We start from the raw sequence: 20,318 nt of genomic DNA on the forward strand, positions 1-20,318 counted from the left end.
GAACGCCCGCTTGGCTCGTGACATGCCCGAGAACGACGCGGCCCGCGGGACAGAGCACCCCACAGCACCGGAAGCACTCGCGGCCCACCGGGCGGCCGACGGAGCAACCGTCGTGGCCCTGCACGGCGAGATCGACCTGCTGACCGCTCCCGCCCTGTCGCGGCGGCTCGACGCGCTCACCACCTGCCCGGGGCCCGATCTGGTGCTCGACCTGCGGCAGGTCACGTTCATCGACTGCGCCGGACTCTGGGTCCTGTGCCGCGCGCACAACCGGACGCTGGCCCGGCAGGGCCGGCTGCGGCTGATCACGGAGAGTGCGGGCTTCCGGCGGATCCTGCGGGTCACGGGCCTGGGGGACGTCTTCGAGGTGCACACACGATTGCCCCACCCGCTGCCGGGGGCCCGGGGCGGAGCGGTGTGATGAACGCGAAGCCGGGGCTGTGGCGTTGGCGGAGCAATCCGCTGCGGCGACGCGAGGACGTGGTGGAGGCCTGGCTCGTCCTGGCCGTGTGGATGGTCGTCGTGGTCGCCGGGGCCGTGGCCGGGGTGCTGACGGCACGCGCCGCCGCGGACGTGTTCGCGGCGCAGCGCGCCCACCGGCACCCCGTCCGCGCCGTACTGCTCGCCGACGCACCGCATGGCGCCACATCCGCCTGGCCGGCGGACGGCCTGGTCCGGGCGAGGGTGCGCTGGACCGCACCGGACGGCACTCCCCGCACCGGTGACACGCTGGTCGACAGCGGGCTGCGGTCCGGCGCCCGGGTGGCCGTCTGGCGGGACGACCACGGAAACCTCGCCCCCGCGAAGCCGACGAACCCCACCGAGGGCGCGATCGAGGCCGGCGTCTTCGGCGTCGCGGCCGCCCTGGCCGTCGCCGCCCCGGTGTACGGGGCGGGAGCGCTCGGACGACTGTGGCTCGACCGGCGGCGGATGGCCCGCTGGGAGCGTGAGTGGGACCTGGTGGAACCCCGCTGGGGCCACAGGACGGGCTGATCCGGACCGCCGTCGCAGGCGCAGGCCGCCGCCGCGGGCCGCACCTGCCGCGGACCTGGCGCCGAGGGCTCGCACGCGCGGTGGGCGAACGGCTCGTACGGCGCCGTGGCCGGCGACCCGGTGGCCGCGATCGTGCGGGCCAGGACGTCAGGCGGGCTCCGGCACGACGGCCACCGGGCAGGCCGCGTGGTGCAGCACCGCGCGGGCGACGCGCCCGAGCCGGGGCCCGAAGTGACCGTGCCCGCGCCGGGCGCCGACGACGAGCAGGTCGGCCTCACGGGAGACGGCGATCAGGGCGCCGCGGGCGTGGCCCTCGACCGTGCGGCGGTCCACCTCCAGCCCGGCCGGTGCGCCGCGCAGGGCCTCCTCCAGCAGCTCGAGGGCCTCCTGCCGCTGCAGACGCGCCGGTTCGCGGTGACCAGTGGTCGCGTGCGGGGGCTGCCGCCAGGCCCGTACGGCTTCCAGGGGCACCCCGCGCAGGCGGGCCTCGTCGACCGCGAACCGCACGGCGGCCGAGCCGGCCGGCTGCTCGCCCACCCCCAGCGCGATCCGTCCCCGGACCCCGGTGCGGGCCTGGTTGTCGTGGCTGTCACGCAGCACGATCACCGGGCAGTGCGCATGCCCGGCGACCGCGAGGCTGACGGAACCCAGCAGCGCCTCGGCCATGCCGCTGCGGCCACGACACCCCAGCACCAGGGCGAGGGCGCTGCCGCTCTCCCGTACGAGCCCGTGCTCCGGCTCCTCGGGCAGCACCTCGGTGGTGACCTTCACCTCCGGCCGGCGGCATCGGGCGCGCTCCTCCGCGGCACCGACGACGTCCCGGGCCATCACCTCCTCCAGCGGCTTGTGGAGCTCCTGCGCGAGCAGGGCCCCTTCGTAGCGGTCCCACAGGGAGCCGTACACCAGCCGGAGCGGGGCCCCGCGCAGGGCGGCCTCGTCGGCCGCCCAGTCGACAGCCCGCACGCTCGGCTCGGAACCGTCGACACCGACGACGATCGGAAGGTCCATCGTGTTCATCGCTCCTCGAGGGATCAGACGTGCGGAACGACGGCGACCGGGGCCAGGACGTGGTGCAGCACGGCATGCGTGACATGGCCGATGTGGGCGCCGAGCGGGCTGGTGCGGACGCGTCGGCCCACGACGACGAGGGAGGCCTCGCGCGAGGTGTCGACGAGCACCTGTGCGGCGCTGCCGCACCGGCTCGCCTCGATCACCTGCACGTCCGGGAACTTCTGCCGCCAGGAGCGCAGCAGCTCGGTCAGGGCCTTGGCCTGCCCGCGGGTGAGCTCCTCGGCGAGCTCGGCGTCACCGTAGAAGCGGTAGAAGGAGGTGGGCGGCTCGCTCCAGGCGTGCACGACCCGAAGGGGCGCACCGCGCCGGGCGGCGGCGCCGAAGGCGAAGCCGAGCAGGGTCTCGTCGGGGGTGCCGAGGTCGAGGCCGAGGACGACCGGCCGGAAGGGGGCCGCCTCGGACGGCACGCCCGCCGGGTCCGGCTTGTGCTCGTCGGTGGCCTGTTCTCCGGCCCGGACCAGCACGACCGGACGTTCGGCGTGGGCGAGGACGGCCAGGCTGACCGAGCCGGTCATGAAGCCGGCGATCCCGCCGAAGCCGCGTGAGCCCAGCACCGTCAGCTCGGCGGAGTCGGCCGCCTCGGTCAGGGCGTGGGCCGGATTCCCGGTGAGCCGGTCGGTGACCACCTCGAGGCCGGGATGGCGCAGCCGCAGCCCTTCGGCGGCCTCACGGGGAACCTCATCGGTCCAGTGCTGCCGGGTCTCGCCGCCGAGCAGCGGGGCCTGGGCCACGGGTTCGGGCACCGGCTCCCAGACGTGAACGATCTTCAGCGGCAGACCGCACAACGCTGCCTCACGGGCCGCCCATTCGGCGGCGGCCCGGCTCTCGGGCGAGCCGTCGAGACCTACCGTGACCGTTCGATTCATCGTCTCCACCTCCCGGGGCGAGGGATCCAGCTCCAGCGTGGTGCCACCGCGCTCGCGGGATGAGGGGCCGTAAGTCCCCATACGGGTCCGACCGGCCCCCGTGACCCGGACGGCACACCGGGCGTGACGGTGGCCGCGTATTCCGTTGCGCGGGGTGTGGCGGACGCAGTGATCCAGGGACTGTTGCCCGGACGGGCGGGGAGCCGAACGGCCCACCCGGGGGACCGGTGGCCCCTGGCCGGCCGTCCGGCACCGGCACATGCTGGGAACGGACCGGCCGCCAGGACCGTACGGAGGTCACCATGTACGGCACCCCGCACATCGTCAGCGATGTCATGACCCACACGGTCGCCGCCGTGGGCCGTCGTGCCCCCTTCAAGGAGATCGTGCAGCTCATGCAGGACTGGCAGGTCAGCGCCCTGCCGGTGATCGAGGGCGAGGGCCGGGTGATCGGTGTCGTCTCCGAGGCCGACCTGCTGCCCACGGAGGAACTGCGGGACGAGCCGGAGACCGGCTGCCTGCAGCGGCGCCGGCCGGCCGACATGGCGAAGGCCGGCGCACTGACCGCGGCGGAGCTGATGTCGTCGCCCGCCGTCACGGTCCGGGCGAACGCCACCCTCGCCGAGGCCGCGCGCACGATGGCGCAAGAGGGGGTCAAGAGGCTGCCGGTGGTGGACGCGGCCGGTCTGCTGGCGGGCATCGTCAGCCGTGCCGACCTGCTCAAGGTCTTCCTGCGCGACGACGACGCCATCGCCGAGGAGGTCCGGCGCGAGATCGTCTCGTACCTCTTCCCGCCGCCGGCGTCGGCGCTCCAGGCGGACGTGCACGACGGAGTCGTCACGCTGACGGGCCGGGTCCGCGATCCCGCCCTGGTCCCGGTGGCCGCGCGCCTGGTGCGGGCCGTGGAGGGCGTGGTGGACGTGCAGTTCGACCTCGCACACGACGACCGCGGGGTGACGGGGGCCGGTCGGCCCTAGCCCGCACGGCGCCACCGGATGGATGATCGGCCTCGTGTACAGCCCGCGGTCCGTCCTTCCCGGGGAACGAGAGGTCGTCATGGCCGAGACCCGCACCTTCACCGAGCAGAACCCGATCCGGGTGTTCCTGCTGGACGACCACGAGGTCGTGCGGCGCGGCCTGGCCGACCTGCTCGACGCCGAACCGGACATCTGCGTGGTCGGTGACGCCGACACCGCCGAGCACGCCCTCGCCCGCGGGCCCGCGGTGCGACCGGACGTCGCCGTGCTCGACGTGCGGCTTCCGGACGGCGACGGCATCTCGGTCTGCCGGGAGCTGCGCAGCCGGATGCCGCAGCTGGCGTGTCTGATGCTGACCTCGTTCGACGACGAGGACGCCCTGCTGGACGCCATCATGGCCGGCGCCTCCGGCTATGTGCTGAAACAGATCAAGGGCTCCGACCTCCTCTCCGCCGTGCGTACCGTCGCCTCGGGCCAGTCGATGCTCGACCCGGCGACCACGGCCCGCCTGATGCGCTCCCTGCGCACCGACCCGGCCGAGTCCCCGTCGCTGCCGTCCGAGCTGGCAACGCTGTCGCCGCGCGAACGGGACATCCTCGCCCTGATCGGGGACGGTCTCACCAACCGCGAGATCGGCAAACGGCTGTACCTGTCGGAGAAGACCGTCAAGAACCACATCTCGCGGATGCTGGCGAAGCTGGGAGTCCAGCGGCGGGTCCAGGCCGCGGTCCTCGCGTCCCACCTGGAGCCGCAGGGCTCGGGGGAAGGAGGGGAAGGAAAGGAGAGGTGAGGGGCGGAGGGAAGGGCGGACGGGAACAGGCCGCGGCACGCCCGGCGGAGCACATCGCACCGGCGGGCCCACGCGAGGTCCGCCGGTGAAGTGAAGGCGTCCGTCAGCCGTGGTGCCTGATCTCGACGTGCCTGGCCTCCGCCTTCTCGGCGCCCAGGCCCACGCTGACGGTCAGCATGCCGTCGGTGTAGTCGGCCGTGACGTCCTCCTCGTCGGCGCCGGCCGGCAGCGTCACGCTGCGGCTCAGCGCGCCGTACCGGATCTCGCTGTGGTGCTTGTCGACCTCCCGTTCGGTGCGCTCGGCCTTCACCGTGAGCACCCCGTCGCCGATGACGACGTCGATGTCCTCGGGAGACATGCCCGGAAGCTCGGCACGCACGACGTAACGGTCGTTCTCCGTGTAGTCCTCGATACGGACGGAAGGCATCGCGAACTTGCTCGGAATGGTCTCGAACCAGTCCGGCATGTCCAGGAAGGGGATCCTCTGCCTGCGGGTGAGTGTGCCCATGACCGTACCTCCTCGTTCTTCGCCTGCTTCCAGTACAACGCGCCGGGCATCCCCGTGCCGAGCCCAACAGGCCCCGTCATGGTCCTCGAAGTCCCTTCTGCGAAGTGACCATGGTGTGCGGGCGGGGGAGGGGGACACGCGGGCGCTCGTGGCCTCGGTGCGCAACGGGCTCTGCGCCTCGGGCCGTTCGGCCCTGGGCCGGGTCCGGGCGGCCCCTGCCACGGACGGTGAGCGTCGCCGAGGCTGGGGAGAGGACTCGGTATGCCGGCCCGCAGCACGCTGTGGGTCGTCGCCTCGTACGACGGCCGGGCCCGCCACCCAGGGAGGCCATCGTGATCACGCCACCCAGCACCTCGTACGACATCACCGCCCTCGTGTCCGACGCCGCGGCAGCCCCCTCGCTGCACAACGCCCAGCCCTGGAGGTTCCGTTACCGGCGCGACAGCGGGATCCTGTGCCTCTTCGCCGACCTGGAGCGTGCCCTGCCGCGGACCGACCCGGACAACCGCGGCCTGTACCTGGGCTGCGGCGCGGCACTGCTCAACCTGCGCGTGGCCGCAGCGGCGGCCGGCCTGGATCCGGCGGTCCGGCTGCTGCCCGACCCGGCCGATCCGGCGCTGCTGGCCGAACTGGACCTCGGCGGCCCGGCCCACCCCGACAAGGCCCTCGCCGTACTGGAGCCGGCGATCGGCCGTCGGCACTCCAGCCGTCATCCCTACCACGAGGAGGAGATACCGGGCGCGCTGAAGGACCGGTTGCGCGAGGCGGCCCGTGCCGAGGGAGCGGAGCTGCTGTTCCCGGGCCCCTGGCATGTGGCGTTGCTGCTGGAGCTGGTGCGCGACGCCGAGGGACGGGAGGCCGTGGATCCCGGCGTGCGGGGCGAGACGGTGCGCTGGACCGGAACGCGACCGTCGAGCGGAGCCGAGGCACGGGAGGGCATCCCCGCCGAGGCGTTCGGGCCCCGTAGCCGCCGCGCTGCCGCACCGGTGCGCGATTTCGCCGCGGGGCGGGCAGTGCCCGGTCGCGGCTGTGCGGCGTTCGAACAGAACCCCCAGGTAGCTCTGCTGGGCACCGCCCACGACCGGCCCGTGGACTGGTTGTGCGCGGGCCAGGCGCTGGAGCGGGTCCTGCTCCGGGCCACCACGGACGGGCTGGTCGCCTCGCTGACGTCCCAGCCCCTGGAATGGGCCGAGTTGCGGTGGGCCGTCCGCGACCCCGGCTCGGCCATGGCCCACGTCCAGATGGTCGTCCGGCTCGGTTACGGGCCCGAAGGACGACCGAGTCCCCGTCGGCCCGTCGCCGACGTGCTGGACGTCGTATGAGACGGCGACGCCCACGGGCGTCCGACCGGAGGGAGGATCCGGGTGAAGGTGTCCGAGGTGATGACCGCTCCCGCGGTCGCCGTGCCACCGCACGTCTCCCTGGCACAGGTGACCCGGAGGATGTCGGAGTCCGGTGTGGGTTGCGTCCTCGTCGTCGAGGACGGGACGCTGCGCGGCATCGTCACCGACCGCGACATAGCGGTGCGCGGGCTGGGCGGAGGGCTGCCCCCGAGCACAGCGGTCGAAGCGGTGATGTCCGCGGGGGTCGTCACGGTCGACGCCGCGGACGACGTCCAGGCGGCCTATCGCACCTTCCGTCGTATCGGCGTGCGCCGCCTGCCGGTGCTGGCCGGACACCGCCTGGTGGGCGTGGTGACGATCGACGACCTCCTGCTGGACGTCTTCCGGCGGCTGACCGACCTGCTGGGGCCGGTCGCCTGGAGCGTGCTGCGGGAACCGCCGGGACCGCCGGGAGCGGAAACGGCGTCGTGCGTGCGCTGAACGGGGGGCAACGCGCGACCGGGACGACGGTGCTCCGGAGAGGACGGCACCGGGGTTTCCCGGCGCCGGGCAGCAGGGCGCTGCCTGCCGGAGCAGGTCACTGCTGCCGAGCGCGCACGATCACGACCGGGCAGCTCGCGTGCTGCGACACATGCTGGCTGACCGAGCCGAGCAGGGCCGCGGCGAATCCGCCCCTGCCTCGGCTGCCGACGACCAGGACCTCGGCCCCCTCGGCGGCCCGCAGCAGCACGTCGGCGGCATTGCCGTGCACCACATGGCTGTGGACCGACTCGGCCGCTTCCGCCCCGAGCACGTCGGTCAGCTCCTTCCGTATCCGCTGCCGGGTCTCCTCCTCGTCGACGTCCATGTCCACGGCGGGCGCCGACCAGCCGTACAGCCCCGGCAGCTCCCACACCGCGACCGCCTCCACGGTGCCGCCGACGAGGCCCGCGTACCGGACGGCCCAGCGCAGTGCCTCGTACGAGGACGGCGATCCGTCGACACCGACGACCACCCGGGGCCCGGAGACATCCCTGTCCATGTGTCCCACCTCTCCTACGGCTCTTGCACCCGCCGGCTCTTCCACCCCGCCGATCGGAAACGCTCGTTTCCACGCTGCACGCGGTCGCGCGATCTCGCCAGGGCAACGCGTCCGAGGGCGATCCCCGGTGAAAAGGACGATGATGAGGTGAGTGCTCAGGCAGGGCGACGCGGGCGAAGTACCGCGCCTCATATGGTGGGAGGAGCCATGAGCAAGGCGGCGTTCGCTCGGCCGCGGATCGCGGCGGAAGGCTGTGGCTCTCGGCTGCCGACGCGCAGGGCGGCGCGCACTCCCGGCGTACGCAGGGCCTCGTCGCCGAAGAGCGACTGGCTCCTGCTGCCCGGCGGCTCGTGGCGGCATGTCGAGACGATCAGGGTGCGCAGTCTGTTCGGCTGAGAACACCATGCGGCGGACCGACCGGCCTGGCTGCTCCGGTGGCTCGCGACGGCCAGTGCACGACCGCGACCACGACCACGGGTCAGCGCGCCCGGGCCGTGACGGCCAGACCGACCGGGCCGAGCAGCAGTTCCCTGAGCCGGCGGCGCCCCGCACGGCCTCTGTCACCACGGTCCCAGGACTCTGAGCGGGAACAACTCACGCGCACCAGGTGCTGTCACTGATACCCGACCGGGTATGAGAGCCGCTGGAGTGGCGGCTGCTGGGGAGGGGACCGAGCGGCGGAGGAGCGCGAGACCGATGGCGACGGCAGGGAGTGACCGGCTCTACAGGGCCGACGAAGGCCGTACCGAACAGGGCCCTCTGGTGACGGGGTGCGGTCGCAGGATCGACGTACGGTGTCTGAGCCTCGGACACCCGGACCGGCCCCTCAGCCGGATCGCTCTGGACGTGGGGGAGGACCAGGGTGGCGAACCGGGAGTCTGGGCGGCACTCACCCCGGACGAGGCGCGTGGTCTGGCCCACCTGCTCCTCCAGCGGATCGGCGCGACCGACCGGCCCACCGAGGCCGGACCGCACGACGGCACTGCGTGACACGCGGCGGTACGGAAACCGCGCCGACGCCTGCCGTTCACCTGCCGCTCTAGCCGACCTTGATGGGCGCCGCCGTCCCGGACTGGGACGTACAGTACCCCTAGGGGTATTTTTCGAGGAGTGATCGTGGAACTGGAGCTTGAGGGCGCATCCCTGAGGGCCGTGCTGAACCGGCTGCGGCGTGCGCAGGGCCAGATCTCCGGCGTGATCCGGATGATCGAGGAGGGGCGGGACTGCGAGGACGTCATCACGCAGCTGGCCGCCGCCTCGCGGGCGCTGGACCGGGCCGGCTTCGCGATCATCGCCACCGGCCTGCAGCAGTGCGTGGCCGACATCGAATCGGGCCGTAGGAACGGGGAGGACACGGAGGCGATGCGCGCGCGGTTGGAGAAGCTGTTCCTGTCGCTGGCGTAGGCCACTGATCGCCGAAGCCGTCACGACCGGCAGCACCACCGCGGCCCACCTCTGCACGCTGCGGAGACACCCCGACACCCCGACACCCCGACGGCACGACCGCTCGTCCGCGGCGACCACGACCAGCGACGGCGATCGTGCCCCGCGCTTCTATCTCCGACCTGTGTTGTTCCTAGAATGGCCGGGTGGAGGACATCGAAGCGATCGCGGCGTTGCAGGATCCGGTCCGGCGGCGCCTGTACGAGTACGTTGCGGCGCAGGGCCGCGAGGTCGGCCGCAACGAGGCCGCCGAGGCGGCCGGGGTGGCGCGCACCCTCGCTGCGCACCATCTGGACAGGCTCACGGAGGTCGGACTGCTGGAGAGCGGCAGCCGTCGCCTGACGGGCCGCTCGGGGCCGGGGGCGGGCCGTCCCGCCAAGGTGTACACGCGGGCGCGGGCCGAACGGGCGGTGTCGCTGCCCGCCCGCGACTACCGCACCGCCGCCGAACTGCTCGCCGAAGCCGCTGAGCAGGCCGGGCTGGATGCCGGGCTCTGCGCGGCCGCGCGCCGCCGGGGTGAGGCCCTGCGCGGCTCGGCGGCACCCTGCGGCGGTCTCGAAGAGGTCATGGAGATGCTGGCGGCCCGTGGCTACGAACCGCACCTGGAAGTCGCCGAAGGCGCCGAAGGGGCCCAGGAAGCCTCCGGGGAAGCCCCGCGCGTCGTGCGTATGCGCAACTGCCCCTTCCATGCCGTCGCCGAACGCTTCCCGCCGCTGGTCTGCGGCATGAATCTCGCGCTGTTGGAGGGGCTGCTCGGCACGGACGGTCCCGTTCGCGCCCGCATGGACGCCCGGCCCGGGGAGTGCTGTGTGGTGGTCGAGGATTCTAAAAACAACAATGATTGACATAGAAAGCGGGGTCGTGCTGGGATGAGGCCATGACCGCATCCACGCATGCCGCTCACCTCGCCCACTTCAACGTCGCCACGCTCCGCCACCCCCTCGACGACCCACGTACGGCGCCCTTCGTCGACATGCTCGACCCGGTCAACGCCGCCGCCGACGGCGCACCCGGCTTCGTGTGGCGGCTCGTGGAGGAGGGGAAGGCCGACGCCACCGGCCTGCGCCCGGCGGGCGAGAACGTCATCGTCACCCTGTCGGTGTGGGAGACCCAGCAGGCCCTGTGGGACTTCACCTACCGCAGCGGGCACCTGGAGGCGATGCAGCGGCGCCGCGACTGGTTCGAACGGCACGTCGAGGCGCACCTGGTGCTCTGGTGGGTCCCCGCCGGTCACCTCCCGACCGTCGACGAGGCCCTGGAACGGCTGGCGGACCTGCGGGCCCACGGGCCGTCCCCCCGCGCATTCACCTTCGCCTCCGCCTACACCACCGCCGAGGCCGCCCGGCACCTTCAGGACGTGCCGCCGATGCAGCCCGGGATGGCCGTCGGGAGCGCGCGGCCGACGCCGGCCGGGGGCACGGCGGCCGTATAGCGCAGGGACGCGCGGGCCGGCAGGGACACCCGGCCCGGCACGGCGGCCGCGCCGGCCTCTCCGTTCGCGGCGATCAACATGGCCTTCCCGGCTGCCCGTTGATGCCAGTGCCCGCCCCGTCGCAACTGACTGCCTGCCAGGGCATCGGTCGCAGTCTCCACGAACGTGCCGGGCGACGCTGTGCCCGGCCCCGGGACGCCGACTCGAGCGGGCGGGGCTTCGGCGTCAGGATGGGCTTGATGCCCGGGACATGCCCGGAGCCCGCTCACGCACGCGGTCACCCCATGCACCAGCCCCCCGACCGGTCCCTGCACTGGCAGCCCGGCTTCGCCGTGGACGCGCGGCTGAGCCTGGAGAGCCTGCGCCGCGGCCGTGACGACCCCACGCACCGCGTCGAGGCCGACGGCGCCCTGTGGCGTACGGCGCTGACGCCCTCGGGACCCGTGACGTACCGCATCCGCCAGCAGCGCCTGGACGACCTGCACATCGACGCCTGGGGAGCCGGGGCCGCCGAACTCGTCGACCGCATCCGCACCGAACTGGGCGCGGACGACCGGCCCGACCTGTTCCGGCCCCGGCATCCGGCCCTCCGGGCTGCCCTCCGGCGCCTGCCCGGGCTGCGTGTGCCGTGCACCGGACGCCTCTTCGAAGCGATCGTCCCGGCGATCATCGAACAGCGCGTGATCGGCCCCGACGCCGCCGCGTCCTTCGGCCGCCTGGTCCGTGCCCATGGGGAGCAGGCGCCCGGCCCCGCGCCGGCGGGCATGCGGGTGCCGCCCGCCCCCGAGGTCTGGCGGACCCTCCCGAGCTGGGAATGGCGCCGGGCCGGCGTCGACCTGCAGCGCTCCCGCACCGTCGTCCGGACCGCCCGCCACGCCGCACGGCTCGACCGGGCCGCCGGGGACCCCGCCCGGGCCTACGAACTGATGGCGAAGCTGCCCGGCATCGGCATCTGGACGGCCGCCCAGGTCGGCCACCGTGCCCTCGGAGACGCCGACGCGCTGCCGCTGGGCGACTACCACCTCGGCCGCATGACCGGCATGGCCCTGCTCGGCCGGCCGCTGGCGGACGACGAGATCGAGGAGTTCTACGAGCCCTTCCGGCCCCACCGCTACCGGGTCCTGCGGCTGATCGAACTCGACGCCCGGCTCGCGCCCCGCCACGCACCCCGCGCACCCCGGCGACGGCCGCTGCAGTGAGGCGCCGAGCCCGTCCCGCGATGTCGGACGTGTCGTAGTGCGGGGCCGGTCTCGGACCCCGTCCCGCCCGCAGCGGCCGTACACCCGGTCGGAGCCGGTCACCGGGCCGGCGGGCACGGGCGGACGGACGCTGTACGGGGTGGACCTCGGCCCCGTGCCGGCACGAAGAGGCCGCCTTGCCGGCGGCCGTAGCCCGAACGGCCCTGCCGGGTACCCGGCGATCCGCCCCAGGGTGGGTGCTGCCGGGCACGTGTCACGCCCGACCGCCGTCCGATCCGGAAGGAACCCCGATGTCCGTCGACACGCAGCAGGCGCCCGCCGGGCTCACGGACGAGGAGCTCGCCACGCTGGACGCACACTGGCGCGCCGCGAACTACCTCTCCGCCGGCCAGATCTACCTCATGGCCAACCCCTTGCTGACCGAACCCCTGCGCCCGGAGCACGTCAAGCCGCGCCTGCTGGGTCACTGGGGCACCTCACCCGGCCTCAACCTCGTGCACACCCACCTCAACCGCGTCATCAAGGCCCGCGGCCTGAACGCCCTGTGCATCTGGGGACCGGGCCACGGGGGCCCCGCCGTCCTCGCCAACTCCTGGCTGGAGGGCTCGTACACCGAGACCTACCCCGACATCACCCGGGACGCGGCGGGCATGGCCAGGCTCTTCCGGCAGTTCTCCTTCCCCGGCGGGGTGCCGAGCCACGTCGCCCCGGAGACCCCGGGCTCGATCCACGAGGGAGGGGAGCTCGGGTACTCCCTCGCGCACGCCTACGGGGCCGCCCTCGACAACCCCGGCCTGCTGGTCGCCTGTGTGATCGGCGACGGCGAGGCGGAGACCGGGCCGCTGGCCGCCTCCTGGCACTCGAACAAGTTCCTGGACCCGGTCGGCGACGGCGCCGTCCTGCCCATCCTGCACCTCAACGGCTACAAGATCGCCAATCCGGCCGTGCTGGCCCGGCTTCCCGAGGCGGAACTCGACGACCTGCTCAGGGGCTACGGCCACGAGCCGATCCATGTCACCGGTGACGACCCGACGGCCGTGCACCGCGCGATGGCCGAGGCGATGGACACCGCCGTCGACCGCATCACCGCCCTGCAGCGGGCCGCCCGTGAGGACGCGGCCACGGACCGGCCCCGCTGGCCCGTCGTCGTGCTGCGCACCCCGAAGGGATGGACCGGCCCGGCCGAGGTCGACGGGCTGCCGGTCGAGGGCACCTGGCGCTCCCACCAGGTGCCGCTCGCCGCCGTCCGCGACAACCCCGAGCACCTGCGGCAGCTGGAGCAGTGGCTCCGGTCGTACCGCCCCGAGGAACTGTTCGACGAGCGCGGCGCCCCGCGCCCGGAGGTGGTCGCCTGCATTCCTGAGGGAGCCCGGAGGCTCGGGGCCACCCCGCACGCCAACGGTGGGCTCCTGGTGCGCGAACTGCCCCTGCCGCCACTGGAGAAGTACGCCGTGCAGGTCGACAAGCCCGGCGCCACCCTGCACGAACCGACCCGCGTCCTCGGCGACCTGCTCCAGGACGTCATGGCGGCCACCGCCGACCGCCGCGACTTCCGCCTGGTCGGCCCCGACGAGACTGCCTCCAACCGCCTGCAGGCCGTCTACGGCGCCAGCGGCAAGGCCTGGCAGGCCGCGGTCCTGCCCGTCGACGAACACCTCGACCGGCACGGCCGGGTGATGGAGATCCTGTCCGAGCACACCTGCCAAGGCTGGCTGGAGGGGTATCTCCTCACCGGCAGGCACGGGCTGTTCTCCTGCTACGAGGCGTTCGTGCACATCGTCGACTCGATGGTCAACCAGCACATCAAGTGGCTGCGCACCACCCGCCGCCTGCCCTGGCGCGCCCCCATCTCCTCCCTCAACTACCTGCTCACCTCGCATGTCTGGCGCCAGGACCACAACGGCTTCTCGCACCAGGACCCCGGGTTCGTCGACCACATCCTCAACAAGAGCCCGGAGGCCGTGCGGGTCTACTTCCCGCCGGACGCCAACACGCTGCTGTCGGTGGCCGACCACGTCCTGCGCAGCCGCGACTACGTCAACGTCGTCGTGGCCGGCAAACAGCCGTGCCACGACTGGCTGTCGATGGAAGAGGCGAAGGTCCACTGCGCGCGGGGCGCCGGCATCTGGGAGTGGGCCGGCACCGAGGACGGCACCCGCGAGCCCGACGTGGTGCTGGGCTGCGCGGGAGACGTGCCCACACAGGAGGTGCTGGCAGCGGCCCAGGTGCTGCGCCGGGAACTGCCCGAGCTGGCGGTGCGGGTGGTGAACGTCGTCGACATCGCGCGTCTGCTGCCGAGCGAGGAACATCCGCACGGGATGACCGACTTCGAGTACGACGGTCTCTTCACCTCCGACAAACCGGTCATCTTCGCCTACCACGGCTACCCGTGGCTGATCCACCGCCTCGCCTACCGCCGCACCGGGCACCGCCATCTGCACGTGCGCGGCTACAAGGAGATCGGCACCACGACGACGCCGTTCGACATGGTGGTCCGCAACGACCTGGACCGCTACCGGCTCGTGATGGACGTCATCGACCGCGTCCCCGGCCTGGCGGTGCGGGCGGCAGCCGTACGCCAGCGGATGGCGGACACCCGGCAGCGCCACCACCTCTGGATCCGCGAACACGGCGCGGACCTGCCCGAGGTGGCCGACTGGTCGTGGGACGGCTGAAGGGCCGAACAGCAAGGAGCAGCACGGGTGGCCGTCCCACCCGTCCGGGACCGGGACGCGCCGCTCGTAGCAGGAGAGCGGGAGGGGCGGCTGCTCCTCGATGACCCTTCGGCGCACCACGGGATCCGAGAACATGGGCGCGACGTCCGCCTCGTCCGGCCACAGACCGCCACGTCGAGGGACCCCCGGAAGGACCGTGCCCGGTAACCGCCGAGCTGATCGCCGATGCTCTCGGCGGTGCCACGGGGCAGTCCAGGGCGACGATGACCCGGCTCTCTCGATCCACGACGGCATTGTGCCCGTTCAGAGGAAGCTGACCCCCTGGGCCAGGTTGAGTTCGCCGGAGTAATTGATGGTGTTGGTGGCCGAGCGCATGTAGGACTTCCAGGCGTCCGAGCCGGACTCCCGGCCGCCGCCGGTGTCCTTCTCGCCGCCGAAGGCACCGCCGATCTCGGCTCCGGAGGTGCCGATGTTGACGTTGGCGATGCCGCAGTCGGAGCCGGCGGCGGACAGGAAGATCTCGGCCTCCTGCTGGTCGCGGGTGAAGATGCTCGACGACAGGCCCTGGGGGACGTCGTTGTGCAGGGCGATCGCCTCGTCGAGGGTGTCGTAGGTGAGGACGTACAGGATCGGGGCGAAGGTCTCCTCCCGTACGACGTCGGTCTGTTCGTCGACTCGGACGAGGACGGGCTCGGCGTAGGCCGCCGCAGGCGCCGCCTCGGCGAGGCGCCGGTTTCCGCCGGCCAGGATCTTGCCGCCCTGGGCCTGGACGCGGCTCAGGGCGCCCCGCATGGCGTCGAGTGCCGCGGTGGAGACGAGCGGGCCGACCAGCGTGGTGTCGTCGAACGGGTTGCCGATGGGCAGCTTGGTGTAGGCGGCGGTCAGCCTCTCGACGAGGGTGTCGGCGATGTCGCGGTGGACGATGAGGCGGCGCAGCGTCGTACAGCGCTGCCCCGCCGTGCCGGCCGCGGCGAAGACGATGGCCGGGACGGCGAGGTCGAGGTCGGCGGAAGGAGCGACGATCGCGGCGTTGTTGCCGCCGAGTTCCAGCAGGCTGCGGCCGAACCGGGCGGCGACGCGGGGACCGACCTCGCGGCCCATGCGGGTGGAGCCGGTCGCGCTGACGAGCGCGACTCGTGGATCGTCCACGAGCTTCTCGCCGACCGCACGGTCGCCGAGGAGCAGACGGTGTACGTCACGCGGGGCGCCCACCTCCGCCGCGGCGCGGGCGAGCAGATGGTCGCAGGCCAGGGAGACCAGCGGGGTGAGCTCCGACGGCTTCCAGACCACGGTGTCGCCGCAGACGAGGGCGACGGCGGTGTTCCAGGACCACACGGCGGCGGGGAAGTTGAAGGCCGAGATGACACCGACCACGCCGAGCGGGTGCCAGGTCTCGGCCAGTCGGTGGCCGGGACGTTCGGAGGCGATCGTACGGCCGTAGAGCTGACGGGACAGGCCGACCGCGAAGTCGCAGATGTCGATCATCTCCTGGATCTCGCCGAGCGCCTCGGAGCGGATCTTGCCCGCCTCGATGGTGACGAGGTCGGCCAGGTCGCCCTTGTACTCGCGCAGCAACTCGCCCAGACGGCGTACGAGTTCACCACGGCGCGGGGCCGGGGTGGCGCGCCAGGTGAGGAAGGCCGTGCGGGCGGCGGCGACGGCCTCGTCGGCGTCGGCGCCGGTGGCCGCCGGCAGACCGAAGAGGTTCTCGCCGGTCAGGGGCGTGCGCGCGGGGAAGTCGGTGCCCTCGGCCACGTCGACGCCGATGCTCTCCAGGGCGGTACGGGCGCGGACGCGAAGGTCGTCCGTGGTCGGCAGCGGGGTGCTGGTCATGGCGGTCCTTGAGGGGTGAGGGTTCAGCGGGGGGTGTCGGTCAGGTCGAGTGCGCGGGCGACCTGTGCGAGGGAGCGGTTCTGCCGCTGTTCATAGAGGTCGAAGGGGTCCAGGACGTCGCGTCCGAGGGCGCCGGAGAGCCAGGCGGCGTCGTAGGCCGTGCCCTGCTGGTCGTTGTCGCGGGTGCCCTCGCCGCTGAGGTTGGACTGGAAGATGCCGGCGGCGGAGCGGGGCAGGAAGTCCTCGTAGACGATGGGCTCGGCGTGTACCCAGCTGTGGTCCACCAGTTCGCTGAGGCTGGTGGGCGGCTTGCGGCCGTCACGGGGCCGGTCGTCGGCGAGTCGGTAGGTGAAGAAGGCCAGCCCCTCGGCCGCGAGTTCCTGTTCGCTGCCGGGCATGTGCCGCTCCCACACGGCGCGCGCGATGTCGCTGCGGGCCTTTGACGGGTGCTGGGACGCCTGCTCGTCCACGTGGCCCAGGAGTTCGTCGTACAGGGCGCGGCCCTCACGGGTGAGGGCGATGCCGCGCGCCTCCACCTCGCCGAAGCGGACCCGCAGGGCGCCGCTGACGACGGCGCCGTCCGGGGTGCGCATCGCGCGGCGCTCGGCCAGGGCCCGGAAGGAGGTCTGCCGCAGCAGGACGTCGGGGCCCTTCCAGGCCGGCGGGCCCTGGATGGTGTCGATCATCTCGATGCCGCGGTCCGTCATACGGCGGTACAGCTCGTCGATGTCCAGGACGCGCGGGGTGAGGTGGTTGATGTGCGTGCTGCGCACGCCGCCGATGTCCGCGGCGACGGCGGAGATCCGCTCCAGGGTCTCGTACCAGGCCCTGTCGACCGGCTCGGGAGACAACTCGAATGCCCGCACGGCCAGTTGGAGGAAGTGTTCGGCCTCGTCCTCGGGCAGTTCCCCCTCGGCGGCGGCACGGTCGGCCAGTGCGAGCAGCTCGGGCGGAAAGAGCTCGCGGCCGGCGAGGAAGGACTCCAGGCGTGTGCGCAGGTCGGCATCGAAGAAGCGCGGGTCGGCCGGGGTGAGCAGGGAGGTGAACACCCGGAAGGGATTGCGTGCCAGCTCCTCGCCGTCGACCGGCCGGAACGCGGTGGAGACGACGGGGACGGCGCTGGCGGCGGCCTCCCGCAGGTCGTAGAACCCGACCGGGTGCATGCCGAGGGCGCCGAAGACGCGGGCGACCTGCTGCAGTTCCCGGGGCGTGCCGACCCTGATGGCGCCGTGCCGCTCGGCGGTCACCCGGCCGATGGATCCGAGGCGTTCGGCGTCGGCTCCCCGCGCGCGCAGGACGTCCTCGTTGACCTCGCGGGAGACGTCCACGAGCGTGGTGTACGCCGGAACCTCCCGCCCGTACATGTGCGACAGCCGTTCTGCGAATGCGGCCCGCAGCTGCCACTGACCGGTCGCTGGCATGGCTGGCCTTTCGATCGGGGTTCACACCACATGGGCTTCGGGGCGGATCTCGGTGCCGAGGCGGAACCGGTCGGCACTGAGCGGGGAGATGTCGGTGAACGGCGCGCGCTCCAGGTACAGGTCGCGCATGACCTCGCCGACCGCGGGCGCCTGCAGGAAGCCGTGGCCGGAGAACCCGGTGGCGTACAGGAAGCCGGGCAGCTCGCCGGAGCGGCCGATCAGCGCGTTGTGGTCCGGTGTGACCTCGTACAGGCCCGCCCATCCCGCGACGGTCTCCATGTCGGCCAGGGCCGGGGCGCGATGGCGGGCGACGGTGCGGAACAGGTCCAGCCACTGCGGGGTCCAGGTGGTGTCGAAGCCGTCCTCCTGGCCGGGGTCGGCCAGCCCGAACAGCAGGCCGTCGTCACTGTTGTGGAAATAGGCGGTCGAGGAGAAGTCGATGGTGAAGGGGATGCGCGGCGCGGGCGGCACGAGCGGCGCGGTGAACGCCAACTGCCGTTTCACGGGCCGCACCGGGAGGGTGACGCCCGCCATGCCGCCGATCCGCGCCGACCAGGCTCCTGCCGTGCAGATGACGGTGGAGCAGGCGATGCGGCCCCGGCTGGTGTGCACACCGACGACGCGGTTCCCGGCCGTGTCGATGCCGCAGACCTCGGTGTGGGTGGCGACGGTGACGCCGCCCCGGGCGGCGGCCTGCGCGTACCCCTGGACGACCAGTCCGGGGCGGGCGTGCCCGTCGGTGGGGGAGTAGGCGGCGGCCACGAGGCCCTCGGTGCTGATGTAGGGACACAGGCGCCGGGCCTCGGCAGGGCTGATCGTGCGGCTCGGCACGCCCAGGCCGTTCTGCAGCCTGACGCCGGCCTCGAAGTCGCTCGCCTGCTGTTCGCTGTCGAGCAGGAAGAGGTAGCCGACCGTGTCGAGCCGGATGTCGGCGCCGGGACGGTGCGGGAAGTCCTGGAAGGCACGCAGGCTGCGGAGGCCCAGCTCGATGTTGAGCGGGTCGGAGAACTGGGCGCGCACGCCGCCGATCGGCTTGCCCGAACTGCCGCAGCCGAGATCGCCGCGCTCGACGACGACGATGTTCTCGACCCCGGCCTTGGCGAGGTGGAACGCGGTGCTCGCACCCATCACGCCGCCACCGATGATCACCACGTCGGCGGAGGACGGAACGGTGCGGAAGGCGGCGGAGGACAACGGGCCACTCCCTTCCGGAGGCCGCCCGCCGGACGGTCGTTCCCGGGTGCGGCGGGGCTGTCAGTGACAGAGTGATGCCGATCAGCTGTCTGTGCGTCATCGTGCAGCACCCCGACCGTTGACGTCCATCAACGGTTGGTGCATGCGAGCTTTTAGGGTTCCTATATGGACTGGACGAGTGCGCAGCTGCGTTCGCTGGTGGAACTGACCAGACGCGGCACCATCACCGCGGTCGCTCAAGCCCTGGGATACACCCCCGGCGGGGTTTCGCAGCAGATCGCCGCGCTGGAGAAGGCCACCGGCAGGCAACTGCTGCGGCGGGTGGGACGCCGCGTGGAACTCACCGACGCCGGAGCGGCCCTCGCCCTGCACGCCGAGCGCATCCTGACCACGGAGGCCGAGGCCGTGGAAGCACTGGAGCGCACCCGGAACGAGATGTCCGGGACGCTGCGGGTCGGCGTCTTCGCCACGGCCGCCGCCGAGATCCTGCCGCCGGCCCTGCGCCAGGTGCGCGAGACCCACCCCGGCCTGACCGTGCGCAGCCGGGACATGGACGTGGACGAGGTGTACGACGCGGTCGCCGGCGGCAGCGTGGACCTGGCGCTCGGCCTGGACTACCCGGACGTGCCCATCCCGCGGGATCCGTCCCTGCGGGTGCGGGAGCTGTCCAGGGAACGGTTCTCGCTCGCTGTTCCTGCCGGAGCCATGCCCGGCCGGCCCGAGGTCTCCCTCGCTGACACCAGCGACCTGGGCTGGATCCTGCCGTCGGCCGGCAGCTACTACGGCCGGGCCGTGCTCAACGCCTGCCGCCGAGCCGGTTTCGAACCGCGGGTGCTGCACGAGGTGACGGACACGGCCGCCACCCTGGCCCTGGTCGAGGCCGGTGTCGGGGTCAGCGTGGTGACGGATCTGATGCTCCGGCTGCGCCCGTCCTGCCTGGACGTCCTGGATCTGCACGAGACGATGGAGCGTCACATCGTGGTCGTCTTCCGCTCCTTCGTGGAGCACCGGCCGGCGGTGGCCGCCCTCGTGGATGTCCTGCGAGCCGCCGCCGGCAGCGCTCCCGCCCGGCGTGAGGGCCTGCCCCCGGGCTGACCCCGTCCGACGGTGATCGGCGTCGGTGCGAACCGGCGGCGGTGTCCTGGGCCTGGCGGCGGCCGTCGCCAGGGACGTCGCCGGCCCCGCCGTACCCCCTGGGACCCCGGCGATGTCAGTGGCGGCTGCGAGGCTGGCCGTATGGACAGGGACGACGAGCAACTGCTGCGGGGCCGGGTCTACGGCCAGGACCACGACCGACCGGGCCCGCGGCCGGGACGGCGGTACGTCGAACTGGTCGGCGGGCCGCTGGACGGGCTCCTGCTCGACATAACCGACTGGGAGCAGCACGAGATCGGTACCGGCGCGGCCCTCCCCACGGAGCTGGGGCGGTTCGGTACCGGCGGCCGGGCGATGTACGCCCCGCGCCCCGGCGACCCCCGCCACTTCGACTGGGGCGGGGACGCCCCGTGACGGCCGTCGGCCGGTCGCCGCGCACCCTTCGCAGCGGCCAGCG

The 20,318-nt window shown here is 73.0% G+C and carries 22 protein-coding genes; 15 read left to right on the plus strand and 7 right to left on the minus strand.

Translation table 11 applies throughout. The annotated features are described in order from the left end of the window. Positions 1-22 precede the first annotated feature (22 nt). Positions 23-421 carry an STAS domain-containing protein gene (locus ACFYZB_RS25990; protein ID WP_351213368.1) on the plus strand — a complete coding sequence of 133 codons (399 nt, stop codon included), beginning with the start codon at positions 23-25 and terminating at the stop codon, positions 419-421. After that, complete coding sequence (locus ACFYZB_RS25995) at positions 421-993, plus strand: hypothetical protein (protein WP_388762869.1); 573 nt, start codon at positions 421-423, stop codon at positions 991-993. The genes ACFYZB_RS25990 and ACFYZB_RS25995 overlap by 1 nt, the downstream gene beginning before the upstream one ends. A gap of 147 nt (positions 994-1,140) precedes the next feature. Here ACFYZB_RS25995 and ACFYZB_RS26000 read toward each other — a convergent pair whose 3' ends face one another. Further along, entirely contained in the window at positions 1,141-2,001 is an 861-nt protein-coding gene (locus ACFYZB_RS26000; protein WP_388762870.1) for a universal stress protein, read from the minus strand. Between the two features lie 23 nt (positions 2,002-2,024). Beyond that, positions 2,025-2,930, minus strand: coding sequence for a universal stress protein (locus ACFYZB_RS26005; protein WP_388762872.1), 906 nt, complete (start codon positions 2,928-2,930; stop codon positions 2,025-2,027). A 302-nt stretch (positions 2,931-3,232) separates the two neighbouring features. On the opposite strand from ACFYZB_RS26005, the gene ACFYZB_RS26010 reads away from it, so the two are divergent. Both ACFYZB_RS26010 and ACFYZB_RS26015 read left to right on the plus strand, forming a co-directional pair. Then, positions 3,233-3,907: a CBS domain-containing protein gene (locus ACFYZB_RS26010; protein ID WP_388762874.1), complete on the plus strand. Its 675-nt coding sequence runs from the start codon at positions 3,233-3,235 to the stop codon at positions 3,905-3,907. 79 nt (positions 3,908-3,986) lie between these two features. After that, on the plus strand, positions 3,987-4,697 hold the full coding sequence (locus ACFYZB_RS26015; protein WP_388762875.1) for a response regulator: 711 nt from the start codon (positions 3,987-3,989) through the stop codon (positions 4,695-4,697). A gap of 103 nt (positions 4,698-4,800) precedes the next feature. On the opposite strand, the gene ACFYZB_RS26020 is transcribed toward ACFYZB_RS26015, so the two are convergent. Continuing rightward, positions 4,801-5,205 (minus strand): Hsp20/alpha crystallin family protein, encoded by a 405-nt coding sequence (locus ACFYZB_RS26020; RefSeq protein ID WP_351213376.1) that lies wholly within the window; start codon positions 5,203-5,205, stop codon positions 4,801-4,803. Positions 5,206-5,537: 332 nt separating this feature from the next. Here ACFYZB_RS26020 and ACFYZB_RS26025 point away from each other — a divergent pair, with 332 nt between their 5' ends. Further along, positions 5,538-6,527, plus strand: a complete 990-nt coding sequence (locus tag ACFYZB_RS26025) for an Acg family FMN-binding oxidoreductase (protein ID WP_388762877.1) — start codon at positions 5,538-5,540, stop codon at positions 6,525-6,527. Positions 6,528-6,587: 60 nt separating this feature from the next. Further along, entirely contained in the window at positions 6,588-7,028 is a 441-nt protein-coding gene (locus tag ACFYZB_RS26030; protein ID WP_388762878.1) for a CBS domain-containing protein, read from the plus strand. A gap of 97 nt (positions 7,029-7,125) precedes the next feature. Here ACFYZB_RS26030 and ACFYZB_RS26035 read toward each other — a convergent pair whose 3' ends face one another. Beyond that, positions 7,126-7,569 carry a universal stress protein gene (locus ACFYZB_RS26035; RefSeq protein WP_388762882.1) on the minus strand — a complete coding sequence of 148 codons (444 nt, stop codon included), beginning with the start codon at positions 7,567-7,569 and terminating at the stop codon, positions 7,126-7,128. A gap of 207 nt (positions 7,570-7,776) precedes the next feature. Here ACFYZB_RS26035 and ACFYZB_RS26040 point away from each other — a divergent pair, with 207 nt between their 5' ends. From ACFYZB_RS26040 to ACFYZB_RS26070, 7 genes are all read left to right on the plus strand, one after another. Beyond that, positions 7,777-7,965: a hypothetical protein gene (locus ACFYZB_RS26040; protein ID WP_388762883.1), complete on the plus strand. Its 189-nt coding sequence runs from the start codon at positions 7,777-7,779 to the stop codon at positions 7,963-7,965. A gap of 300 nt (positions 7,966-8,265) precedes the next feature. Beyond that, complete coding sequence (locus ACFYZB_RS26045; protein WP_388762884.1) at positions 8,266-8,559, plus strand: hypothetical protein; 294 nt, start codon at positions 8,266-8,268, stop codon at positions 8,557-8,559. A 126-nt stretch (positions 8,560-8,685) separates the two neighbouring features. Continuing rightward, positions 8,686-8,973 carry a metal-sensitive transcriptional regulator gene (locus ACFYZB_RS26050; protein WP_351213386.1) on the plus strand — a complete coding sequence of 96 codons (288 nt, stop codon included), beginning with the start codon at positions 8,686-8,688 and terminating at the stop codon, positions 8,971-8,973. Between the two features lie 185 nt (positions 8,974-9,158). After that, positions 9,159-9,857, plus strand: a complete 699-nt coding sequence (locus tag ACFYZB_RS26055; RefSeq protein ID WP_388762886.1) for a helix-turn-helix transcriptional regulator — start codon at positions 9,159-9,161, stop codon at positions 9,855-9,857. Positions 9,858-9,889: 32 nt separating this feature from the next. Next, on the plus strand, positions 9,890-10,444 hold the full coding sequence (locus tag ACFYZB_RS26060) for a DUF3291 domain-containing protein (RefSeq protein WP_388762888.1): 555 nt from the start codon (positions 9,890-9,892) through the stop codon (positions 10,442-10,444). Positions 10,445-10,728: 284 nt separating this feature from the next. Further along, positions 10,729-11,643 (plus strand): DNA-3-methyladenine glycosylase family protein, encoded by a 915-nt coding sequence (locus tag ACFYZB_RS26065; RefSeq protein WP_388762890.1) that lies wholly within the window; start codon positions 10,729-10,731, stop codon positions 11,641-11,643. Between the two features lie 290 nt (positions 11,644-11,933). Continuing rightward, the gene (locus ACFYZB_RS26070) at positions 11,934-14,318 is read left to right on the plus strand and encodes a phosphoketolase (protein ID WP_388762892.1); all 2,385 of its coding nucleotides are present in this window, start codon (positions 11,934-11,936) and stop codon (positions 14,316-14,318) included. A 303-nt stretch (positions 14,319-14,621) separates the two neighbouring features. Here ACFYZB_RS26070 and ACFYZB_RS26075 read toward each other — a convergent pair whose 3' ends face one another. The 3 genes from ACFYZB_RS26075 to ACFYZB_RS26085 are packed head-to-tail and all read right to left on the minus strand — an operon-like array spanning position 14,622 to position 18,766. Next, the gene (locus ACFYZB_RS26075) at positions 14,622-16,151 is read right to left on the minus strand and encodes an aldehyde dehydrogenase family protein (RefSeq protein ID WP_388762893.1); all 1,530 of its coding nucleotides are present in this window, start codon (positions 16,149-16,151) and stop codon (positions 14,622-14,624) included. 23 nt (positions 16,152-16,174) lie between these two features. Next, positions 16,175-17,572 carry a 2-oxoadipate dioxygenase/decarboxylase family protein gene (locus ACFYZB_RS26080; RefSeq protein WP_388762895.1) on the minus strand — a complete coding sequence of 466 codons (1,398 nt, stop codon included), beginning with the start codon at positions 17,570-17,572 and terminating at the stop codon, positions 16,175-16,177. A gap of 21 nt (positions 17,573-17,593) precedes the next feature. After that, positions 17,594-18,766, minus strand: a complete 1,173-nt coding sequence (locus ACFYZB_RS26085) for an NAD(P)/FAD-dependent oxidoreductase (protein ID WP_388762897.1) — start codon at positions 18,764-18,766, stop codon at positions 17,594-17,596. A gap of 165 nt (positions 18,767-18,931) precedes the next feature. Between ACFYZB_RS26085 and ACFYZB_RS26090 the strand changes: the two genes are divergently transcribed. Continuing rightward, entirely contained in the window at positions 18,932-19,861 is a 930-nt protein-coding gene (locus tag ACFYZB_RS26090; protein WP_388762899.1) for a LysR substrate-binding domain-containing protein, read from the plus strand. Positions 19,862-20,002: 141 nt separating this feature from the next. Further along, complete coding sequence (locus ACFYZB_RS26095; protein WP_388762901.1) at positions 20,003-20,275, plus strand: hypothetical protein; 273 nt, start codon at positions 20,003-20,005, stop codon at positions 20,273-20,275. Positions 20,276-20,318: the final 43 nt, after the last annotated feature.

The sequence above is a fragment of the Streptomyces sp. NPDC001852 genome (assembly GCF_042891825.1).
Classification (GTDB): domain Bacteria; phylum Actinomycetota; class Actinomycetes; order Streptomycetales; family Streptomycetaceae; genus Streptomyces.

What these genes read in the sequence shown, in the direction of transcription:
- ACFYZB_RS26000 (WP_388762870.1), bottom strand. Translation starts at nt 2,001, where the DNA reads ATGGACCTTCCGATCGTCGTCGGTGTCGACGGTTCCGAGCCGAGCGTG.
- ACFYZB_RS26030 (WP_388762878.1), top strand. Translation starts at nt 6,588, where the DNA reads ATGACCGCTCCCGCGGTCGCCGTGCCACCGCACGTCTCCCTGGCACAG.
- ACFYZB_RS26090 (WP_388762899.1), top strand. Translation starts at nt 18,932, where the DNA reads ATGGACTGGACGAGTGCGCAGCTGCGTTCGCTGGTGGAACTGACCAGA.
- ACFYZB_RS25995 (WP_388762869.1), top strand. Translation starts at nt 421, where the DNA reads ATGAACGCGAAGCCGGGGCTGTGGCGTTGGCGGAGCAATCCGCTGCGG.
- ACFYZB_RS26070 (WP_388762892.1), top strand. Translation starts at nt 11,934, where the DNA reads ATGTCCGTCGACACGCAGCAGGCGCCCGCCGGGCTCACGGACGAGGAG.
- ACFYZB_RS26040 (WP_388762883.1), top strand. Translation starts at nt 7,777, where the DNA reads ATGAGCAAGGCGGCGTTCGCTCGGCCGCGGATCGCGGCGGAAGGCTGT.
- ACFYZB_RS26015 (WP_388762875.1), top strand. Translation starts at nt 3,987, where the DNA reads ATGGCCGAGACCCGCACCTTCACCGAGCAGAACCCGATCCGGGTGTTC.
- ACFYZB_RS26045 (WP_388762884.1), top strand. Translation starts at nt 8,266, where the DNA reads ATGGCGACGGCAGGGAGTGACCGGCTCTACAGGGCCGACGAAGGCCGT.
- ACFYZB_RS25990 (WP_351213368.1), top strand. Translation starts at nt 23, where the DNA reads ATGCCCGAGAACGACGCGGCCCGCGGGACAGAGCACCCCACAGCACCG.
- ACFYZB_RS26035 (WP_388762882.1), bottom strand. Translation starts at nt 7,569, where the DNA reads ATGGACAGGGATGTCTCCGGGCCCCGGGTGGTCGTCGGTGTCGACGGA.
- ACFYZB_RS26020 (WP_351213376.1), bottom strand. Translation starts at nt 5,205, where the DNA reads ATGGGCACACTCACCCGCAGGCAGAGGATCCCCTTCCTGGACATGCCG.
- ACFYZB_RS26060 (WP_388762888.1), top strand. Translation starts at nt 9,890, where the DNA reads ATGACCGCATCCACGCATGCCGCTCACCTCGCCCACTTCAACGTCGCC.
- ACFYZB_RS26010 (WP_388762874.1), top strand. Translation starts at nt 3,233, where the DNA reads ATGTACGGCACCCCGCACATCGTCAGCGATGTCATGACCCACACGGTC.
- ACFYZB_RS26075 (WP_388762893.1), bottom strand. Translation starts at nt 16,151, where the DNA reads ATGACCAGCACCCCGCTGCCGACCACGGACGACCTTCGCGTCCGCGCC.
- ACFYZB_RS26065 (WP_388762890.1), top strand. Translation starts at nt 10,729, where the DNA reads ATGCACCAGCCCCCCGACCGGTCCCTGCACTGGCAGCCCGGCTTCGCC.
- ACFYZB_RS26095 (WP_388762901.1), top strand. Translation starts at nt 20,003, where the DNA reads ATGGACAGGGACGACGAGCAACTGCTGCGGGGCCGGGTCTACGGCCAG.
- ACFYZB_RS26080 (WP_388762895.1), bottom strand. Translation starts at nt 17,572, where the DNA reads ATGCCAGCGACCGGTCAGTGGCAGCTGCGGGCCGCATTCGCAGAACGG.
- ACFYZB_RS26005 (WP_388762872.1), bottom strand. Translation starts at nt 2,930, where the DNA reads ATGAATCGAACGGTCACGGTAGGTCTCGACGGCTCGCCCGAGAGCCGG.